This window comes from Paenibacillus paludis, assembly GCF_042610515.1.
GTDB lineage: Bacteria > Bacillota > Bacilli > Paenibacillales > Paenibacillaceae > Paenibacillus_AQ.
Map to the genome: position 1 here is coordinate 58172 of NZ_JBGJZP010000030.1, position 7612 is coordinate 65783.

General features: G+C 53.2%; 5 protein-coding genes and 1 pseudogene. 1 reads left to right on the forward strand and 5 read right to left on the reverse strand.

What is annotated here, in order from left to right; all coding sequences use genetic code 11:
• Positions 1 to 166 precede the first annotated feature (166 nt).
• The 5 genes and pseudogenes from ACAN56_RS33045 to ACAN56_RS33065 all read right to left on the reverse strand — a co-directional run bounded on the left by ACAN56_RS33045 (position 167) and on the right by ACAN56_RS33065 (position 4798).
• On the reverse strand, positions 167 to 913 hold the full coding sequence (locus ACAN56_RS33045; protein WP_197073627.1) for a GntR family transcriptional regulator: 747 nt from the start codon (positions 911 to 913) through the stop codon (positions 167 to 169).
• Positions 900 to 1913 (reverse strand): sugar kinase, encoded by a 1014-nt coding sequence (locus ACAN56_RS33050; protein WP_379148064.1) that lies wholly within the window; start codon positions 1911 to 1913, stop codon positions 900 to 902. Before ACAN56_RS33050 ends, ACAN56_RS33045 begins: the two co-directional genes overlap by 14 nt.
• Positions 1906 to 2661: a 2-dehydro-3-deoxy-phosphogluconate aldolase gene (gene dagF / locus ACAN56_RS33055; protein ID WP_379148073.1), complete on the reverse strand. Its 756-nt coding sequence runs from the start codon at positions 2659 to 2661 to the stop codon at positions 1906 to 1908. Before dagF ends, ACAN56_RS33050 begins: the two co-directional genes overlap by 8 nt.
• A 9-nt stretch (positions 2662 to 2670) precedes the next feature.
• Positions 2671 to 3768 (reverse strand): annotated as a pseudogene (locus ACAN56_RS33060) (DgaE family pyridoxal phosphate-dependent ammonia lyase); the annotation flags it as partial.
• The gene (locus ACAN56_RS33065) at positions 3746 to 4798 is read right to left on the reverse strand and encodes an amidohydrolase/deacetylase family metallohydrolase (protein ID WP_379148075.1); all 1053 of its coding nucleotides are present in this window, start codon (positions 4796 to 4798) and stop codon (positions 3746 to 3748) included. The gene ACAN56_RS33065 and the pseudogene ACAN56_RS33060, both read right to left, overlap by 23 nt.
• A gap of 231 nt (positions 4799 to 5029) precedes the next feature.
• Here ACAN56_RS33065 and ACAN56_RS33070 point away from each other — a divergent pair, with 231 nt between their 5' ends.
• On the forward strand, positions 5030 to 7366 hold the full coding sequence (locus tag ACAN56_RS33070) for a helix-turn-helix domain-containing protein (protein ID WP_379148066.1): 2337 nt from the start codon (positions 5030 to 5032) through the stop codon (positions 7364 to 7366).
• The last annotated feature ends 246 nt before the right edge of the window (positions 7367 to 7612 follow it).

The following is a 7612-nucleotide window of genomic DNA, read 5'->3' on the forward strand; positions in this document are numbered from 1 at the left end:
GATCTCTCTCCTTCGCACTCACTTGCTGCACCAAATTCGCTGGAACTTTGCCTATCATTCTATCATATTACTCAGCGCTTATGGACCATCAGGTTTTTGTTATGAAGTATTTCCCGCATAGAAAAAAGACTCCCGCTGCAAGCAACGAAAGTCTGAGAGGAACTAATCAAGTGTCATAACTGACCAGATAATGATGAAGCTCTGTGTTATAGCAGCCGACGCTGTGTTCGATCAGCCTGCCTTCCCCGTCGTAGGAGTTGCGCAGGCGCTTGAGCACATGCGTCCCCGGTGGAAGCTTCAGCAGCAGACAGACCTCAGGAGGTGCCGGCTCCACAAAAAAACGGTCCTTGAAGTTCTCCAGCACAATGTCGTTCTCCTCCAAAGAGTCATACAGCGACTGGATATCCGCACCCATTTCTTTGGCACCTCCGCCGGGCAGCGCTTCTGCTGTCAGGAAGTGTATCAGATGAATATAAGGCTGTCCGTTCAGAATGTAGAGACGTTCGATCCGCTGGCAATACGGACCGTGGCGATGGTATTCCTCCGTACCGGCATCATTCGTAATGAGCTCAGACACCAGCAGTCTTTTTTCCAGCTTATGTCCCTCTTCTACGAGCAGCTCTGTAAATTTTTTGCCCTTGGAGAGTTTCTGATAGGAGGTATTGCGCATCACAATGGTTCCGACGCCGCTTTTCTTTTGTACATAACCCTCCTGGGACAGCTCCTGGACCGCGCCGCGGACCGTCATTTTACTGACACCGAATTCCTTTTCCAGCTGCGGCTCGGAGGGAATGATGCTCCCCAGAGGATATACACCGTGCAGAATCCGGTCTCTGAGGATTTTTTGAATTTGCTGATATAAAGGACCTTGCTTGCGTTTCAGTGACACGCGCCGTTCACTACCTTTCAACATCTAAGGTATGGTCAGACAACGCCCGGAGCACCTCACCCTCGGTAAAAAGCGCGGTGTCGCCTTGGGTGGTGTGGGCCAGCATCGCCGCCGCTGCTGCCATATTAACAGTTTGCTGCCACGGGTACTGCTGCAATTCCCCATGGATGATGGCGCTGGCAAAAGCATCACCGGCGCCAATCCGGTCAAATACAGGGAAGGTCAGCTTACGGGAAAACTCGAATGTACCTTGATGATAGATATATCCCGTTAAGGAATGCGTATTGTCAGCATTAATCTCACGGTGGGTTCCCGCTGCCGTTCCGATTCCGAAGCGCTTCGCCACCTCAGGAATTGCTTGCTTCAACTGTGTTATTCTATCATATTCTCCAGTTCCGATGCCAAGAATAAACTGCGCGTCCTTCTCATTCATCATCACCGTATCCGCCAGCTCCAGCAGATCTTCATAATGCGGGCGGGCCTTGGCATAGCCATCCGTACCCCATAGCCCCGGGCGGTAATTGCAGTCAAAGACAACCTTGCCACCGGCGCTTTTCACCTCCGCAGCAAGCTGCTTCATCTGCTTGCGCACTCCTTCATTCATAGCCAGCGTAATGCCGCACAAATGAAGGACGTCTACACGGGAGGCAAGAGCCGCCATATCATAATCGCCCGCCTCGGCGGTATTGAAGCTGCTGCCCAGCCGGTCTGTGTAAGTGACTCTGCCGGGGCGGGCTCCAAAACCATTTTCCAGAAAGTACATCCCCAGCTGCTTGCCGCCCCGGCTGATCAGTGACGTATCCACCCCAAGCTTGCGCAGATAAGCTATCGCTGCCTCACCTACCGGAGTTTCCGGCAAGGTGGTTATTATAGCACCGTTATGGCCATATCTGGCCAGTGCTGCCGTTACATTAACTCCGCTTCCGGAAAAAGAGTACTCCAGCCTGCTGCTCTGGACCAGCGTTTCATAGCCAGGAACCTGCAGCCGCATCATCACTTCGCCAAAAGCAGCAATCCTAGGCATACTGATCCACCAGCGATTTCATAGTTTCGAGCAGTCTGCTGACATCCTCTACGTTCGTATTCCCGGTCTGCGGGTCAATAATCGAGGAATAGACATGCGGGATGACCTGCGGCACGCCTGCCTGCAGCGCAATCTCCAGGATGGGGCCAAAGTTGTCCATGTCGATTCCACCCGTAGGCTCCAGAGCAAAGCCGGCTTCCCCGCAGGCCTTGGCAACCGCACGGTACTCCTCTTCCAGCTTCAGCCCCTGCATCGGATAATATTTGAGCGCATTGCCACCCATGTCACGAACCAGTGCAATGGCGGCATGAACCGGCACAATGGCTTGCGGCTCGTTCCCCGAGCTGATGGGACCGGTCGATATATTTACATAGCCCGGCTTTCCGCAGGGAGAGACCAGGCTGTTGATCCAGCTGCCTTGGGCTCCCAGATTGGCGCGGGTCGCCCCCACTGCCGGAAATACCTGATTGATATGGCTTCCCGGATAGCTTTTGGCAATCTCCGCCACAACTGCCGCCTGCCGGTTGTCTCCTGCTCCCAGGCCGATGGATACGGCATCTTGAATAGCTCGACCATATTCCGTCATGGCGGCTGCCGCTTCCTCCGCCGTGGCGTAATTTTTGGAGAGCACGCCTACCAGGACATGCCCCTCCGCTGCCGCATAAATCTCCTTGGCGTTCTCAATGCCGCCTGCCAAGACATTAAGTGCGGCTCTGTTCTTATACAAGCGCTGCTGAATATTACTCATTCGGTTTCCCCCCCCCACGATTTCGCTTATTCTGCTTACGATGACCTGAAGATCATCCCCTTGCAGAGACCTTGGATCGATATCGAAATAGCCCTGCTTCACGCCATAGTCCCGGGTATACACCGCAATCTCACCTTCACGCAGCCCGTCATTGACGGTCTTGGCGTCCACCCCCGCAGCGGAGGACTCAATCTGGATGCGTCCACGGAATATGGCTCTGCCTGCTTCATCCTGCACGATGCGGACCGAAACTCCGGGCATTTCGGCCAACGGCTGAAGGACCTCCAGAGCCTTTTTCTCCAATTCGCTGCTGTCGGCCTTGTCCTGATATTCCTCAAGGGCCTGGAGCAGCCCGAAGGTTGTCTCTTTGCCGACCTTCATGCTGCGGCCGATCCCGTGCAGTTGTACCTTTAGCCACTCGACATATTTCTTCTTGCCGGCGACAATGCCTGAGGTCGGACCTTCAATTGCCTTCGAGCCGCTGTAAATGGCAAGATCGGAATATTGGACATACTTCAGCAGATCCTCTTCCGCAGCCGCATCAACGATTAGCGGCACCCCTCTGCGCCCCGCAACCTCCCAGGCCTCTTCCACGGAAATCATATTCTTCTGGACAGTATGATGGGATTTGACATAGAGAATGGCTGCGGTGCGCTCACAGATCGCCTGCTCAATATGCTCTTTGCGGCCTTCATTGGCGTATCCGGCCTCCACCACCCGGCCTCCGCCAAGGAATACCATGGTTTCGACCGGAGCTCCATACTGCACATTATGACCCTTCAGCATAATAATCTCGTTCTTCAGTACCGGCTCCTGATGCAGCCGGAGGCTGAGCCGCGGATCTCCGCCGGTCACAACGGCTGCCACCGACAGCGCGATGCCGCTGGATGCCGAATTCACGACAACCGCGCCTTCGGAACCTAGCAGCCGGGCAATGTAATCTCCGGATTTGTCCACGAGATCCGCAATTTCCACATACTTCTGTCCGCCCTGCTTCATCGCCTCCATCACCGTATCTGTTGGTGCGGATACGCCAAGGATGCTCATTCTTCCACTGGCATTAATAACGCGCTTCAATCCATATCTAGCATGTAATGAGTGACCCATTTGCAAAGACTCCTTTAGCCTCAATATAGTGGTGCGCGACCCGGACATCGCCTTCCGAGTCCTTAAGCTGCTTCTCGCCGGCCTCCAGGGCAAACAAGGTCAGGTTCGCCTGCTGGCCTACTCTGATCTGCCCAAGCTCCGGCTTGCCCAGCCACTCCGCTGCGCTGCTTGTGACTGCGCGGATGACCTCTTCCAGACCGTAGCCGAGATACAGAAATTTCGTCAGCACGTTCGACATGCTGTACACCGGCCCGTTCAGACGGTTGCCCCGGTAGATATCTGTGCTGATTGTATTCAGCGCAATGCCTGCCGCCTTGGCCTGCTCTGCAATCCGGAAGGAGAAGCTCGCGGTGCCATGCCCCACATCCAGATGAACCCCGCGGGCGGCTGCATCCAGCAGCCCATGCAGCGGTGTGCCGTCCGCATGGAACAAATTATTGGACTTACCGTTAAGATAATGGGTGATCACATCACCCGGCCGCAGCAGCTCCAGCACTTCGGAAATAGCCGGCGGCGAGGAACCGATATGCACCATGAGCGGAAGCTTCGTTTCTTCCGACAGTCTGCGTGCCAGCTTGAGCGGCTCTATGCCGCTGTCTTTGACGACACTTTGGCTGATGCGGGCTTTCAGACCGACAATGAATCCAGGATACGCCGCTGCCGCCTCCAGGGCCTTGGCCCGGTCAATCCATTCCAGCTGCGACAGCTCATCTGTCCGTTCGAGCCCAATCCGTGAAATATTCAACAACGCAAACACTCGTGTTGCAGCCTTCAGACTCTCAGTATAAAAAGCCCCGATCCGGTCTGAACCGCAGCTTCCCGCATCCACCAGCGTCGTTACCCCCTGCTTCACACCAATATCATCGATGTCATCGCCATAGGGATCAAGCTCAGGCACGGCATGCACATGCAAATCAATCCATCCGCTGGATCCATATAACCCTGAACAGTCCAGCCCGGTCTCTCCTTCAGCCTGGCCTGGCGGTGTAATGGCGCTGATGATCCCGTCCCGGATGGCGATATCAACCATTCGCCCGTCAACAAGCTGCAAATTGCGCAGCACATTCTCTGTGCCCACTCTTCCCATCTCCTTCTTCAACCCGGATAGCAGCATATTTGAATTTAAACTTAACTTGCTGCTCCATATTAAAGATTATAATGTTATAATGTTTATATTAGCATAAGTTTGATCAAGAAGAGAACAGTGATTTATTATTTAAATAATTCTAATTTGAACATCTTAACGCTGGAGGGACGCATAATGGCAAAATCCGCACTCAAGTCATCCTTGCTCGCCAGATTCCGGTTGAACTGGAATCATCTCAAATCCAAACTGCTGATGAAGTATGCTTTATCCTATATCCTCATGTTCCTTATTCCTTTAACCGCCGTAACTATCTTCGTCTATGAAAACGCTGTAAAAGGCCTCCGTGTCGAAATTGAGCAATCCAATGTCAACCAGCTCAACCAGGTGAAGAACACTATAGATACCCGTATGGTCGAGCTTCAGGAAATTTCGGGCAGAATTGCCTATGATAGACACCTTACTCCCTACATGGTAAGACATCCTTATTACAGCCTGGAGGCGATCCAGGCGCTGGCGAACTACAAAGCCAGCAGCAGCATTGCAGAAGACCTCTTTCTCTATTTTCATGATGATTCCAACATCTATTCTTACCGCGGACTGGCCGATCTTGATGTTACGTTCAATACCCTCTACCAATTTGAGCACTGGACCCCGGAAAACATACGTCAGGCGCTTAACGAGACCAGACAGCCGTTGATGCGTCCGGCGGAGAATGTGACTGTCAACTCCCGCAAGGAATCCATGCTGGTCATGCTCGTTCCGGTTAAACCAAATGATCCGTTCCCCTATGGGACCGTTGTGTACCTGATGAAAGAATCGAAGCTGACCGGCGTCATGGATTCGATTCTCAGGAATTTCTCGGGAAGCAGTTATATCTTCAGCGCCTCCGGTGAGGTGCTGACGACGAACAGCCACGGCGTCAACCTGCCCAAGGAGGAACTGAACACCTTATCTACACTTGAGCCGGGCATACATAGTCTCGAGCTGGACGGTGAACAGTATTCTGTCGTCTCTGTACAATCCGAAGAAAATGGCTGGACCTACGTGACCACGATGCCAAGCTTCCAATTTTTTAGCCGCGTTGCCCATGTCCAGACGCTGATCCTGCTCGTCTTCTGTATTACGGTCATCACCGGCATAGCGGCTGCACTGCTGCTGGCCAAACGGCAGTACCATCCGATCAAGGATCTGATGGAGTTCGCCAAGCTGAGAGGCAGCGACAACGAGTCTCTCAAGCTCCGTAACGAATGGGAATGGATCCGGCAAACGCTTCATGAATACAGTGCCAGAATTGATCTGCAGGAGCCGTTTGTCCGCAATCAGTGTATGCTGCTGCTGCTCAAGCACGGCAAGCCGGATGATCCCGAGATTGAACAGATGATTCTTAGCGCCGGCCTTAGGCATCCGCAAGGACAAGACCTCTATTTCTCGGCCATCCTGTCCTGGGATAACACTGAGCCGGGGGCCGGCTCCTCACATGAACGCCATCTGCTGCAGGAGATGCTCAGCAATATATGCCTGCCCGGTCCTGATGCCCAGATTTTCGGTGTTGAATTCTCAGCCAAGAACCAGTTTGCTCTGATTATTTCACTTCCCGGCGATGAGGAAGGACCGGTTCTGAGCCGCATGGAGCAGGTTATTGAAGCTATTCAAGCTGTGATTCGCGAGCACTCGCAGCTGGCGCTGAGCATCGGTGTCGGCATGGCCTACAGGGACTTGGCGCGGCTCAATCAATCCTTCATCGAAGCCGCTGCAGCGCTGGAGCACCGGATGATCCGGCGCAGCGGGCAAGTGACCTACTTTGAGCAGCTGACCGAGCCGAATCCGCCTGCCGCCGAGAACTTCTGGATTCCGCGCAAATCCATGCTGAAGCTGGAGCAGAGCCTTAAGCAGGGCAATGAATCCGTTGCCCGGCAAATGATTGCTGACACCATCGACACAATCAAGGATGAGCCGCTGCAGGCTGGTCTGCTGCGCTGCATCTGTTTCGATCTGCTGAACGCTTTTCTGCGCACGGCCTCCGAGCTTGGTATGGACGAAGTGTTCGCAGATATGCCGGGACTGACCTCCTTCGAGACTCTCGAAGAGCTGGAGAGCCGCCTGCGCTCTCTGGCCACCGCCATCTGTGAGCAGGTTGAGCGGAATACGGAGACAGGTGAGTCCACATTAATGGACGACATACTTGCTTACGTAGACCAGCAGTTCGCAGATTATACACTCAGCCTGGAGCATGTGGCGCTGAAGTTCGCCATATCGACCTCTTATTTAAGCCGGAGCTTCAAAGAGAAGACCGGCAGCAATTTCTCACAGTATATCTGGCAGCGGCGGGTGGATGAGGTCATCCGGCTGCTGGAGAATACGAGTGCACCGCTTAAGGAAATCATTGAGCAGGTGGGTTATCTGGATGCGCCGAATTTCATCCGCAAGTTCAAAAAAGAAACCGGTCTGACGCCGGGACAGTACCGCAAGGACCATGCCTTGAAGGGAACTGCTGCGAAAAGACCGGTTTAAATTGGCGAAGCTTCCGCCCTTTCTTTATATGTTTTGGGGCCCCCGCAAAGTACCTGAGTAAACATCCAAGTAGAAACTGCTTTGCCGTCCTTTTTGTAGGACGGTATCGTTTCAGCGAGAAATAGAAGGATAATTTACAATGCGAAGCATATAAATTCTGCCCTGAAAATAAAGTTTCTTCAGAACACCAAAGTACACATACCAAAACAAACCCCATGTTTTTTATTTTTTTGAAATCGGCTGTCA

Excerpts from the sequence above, each read along its gene's own strand:
- dagF (WP_379148073.1), bottom strand. The coding sequence starts at position 2,661 with ATGAGTAATATTCAGCAGCGCTTGTATAAGAACAGAGCCGCACTTAAT.
- ACAN56_RS33070 (WP_379148066.1), top strand. The coding sequence starts at position 5,030 with ATGGCAAAATCCGCACTCAAGTCATCCTTGCTCGCCAGATTCCGGTTG.
- ACAN56_RS33045 (WP_197073627.1), bottom strand. The coding sequence starts at position 913 with ATGTTGAAAGGTAGTGAACGGCGCGTGTCACTGAAACGCAAGCAAGGT.
- ACAN56_RS33050 (WP_379148064.1), bottom strand. The coding sequence starts at position 1,913 with ATGCCTAGGATTGCTGCTTTTGGCGAAGTGATGATGCGGCTGCAGGTT.
- ACAN56_RS33065 (WP_379148075.1), bottom strand. The coding sequence starts at position 4,798 with ATGGTTGATATCGCCATCCGGGACGGGATCATCAGCGCCATTACACCG.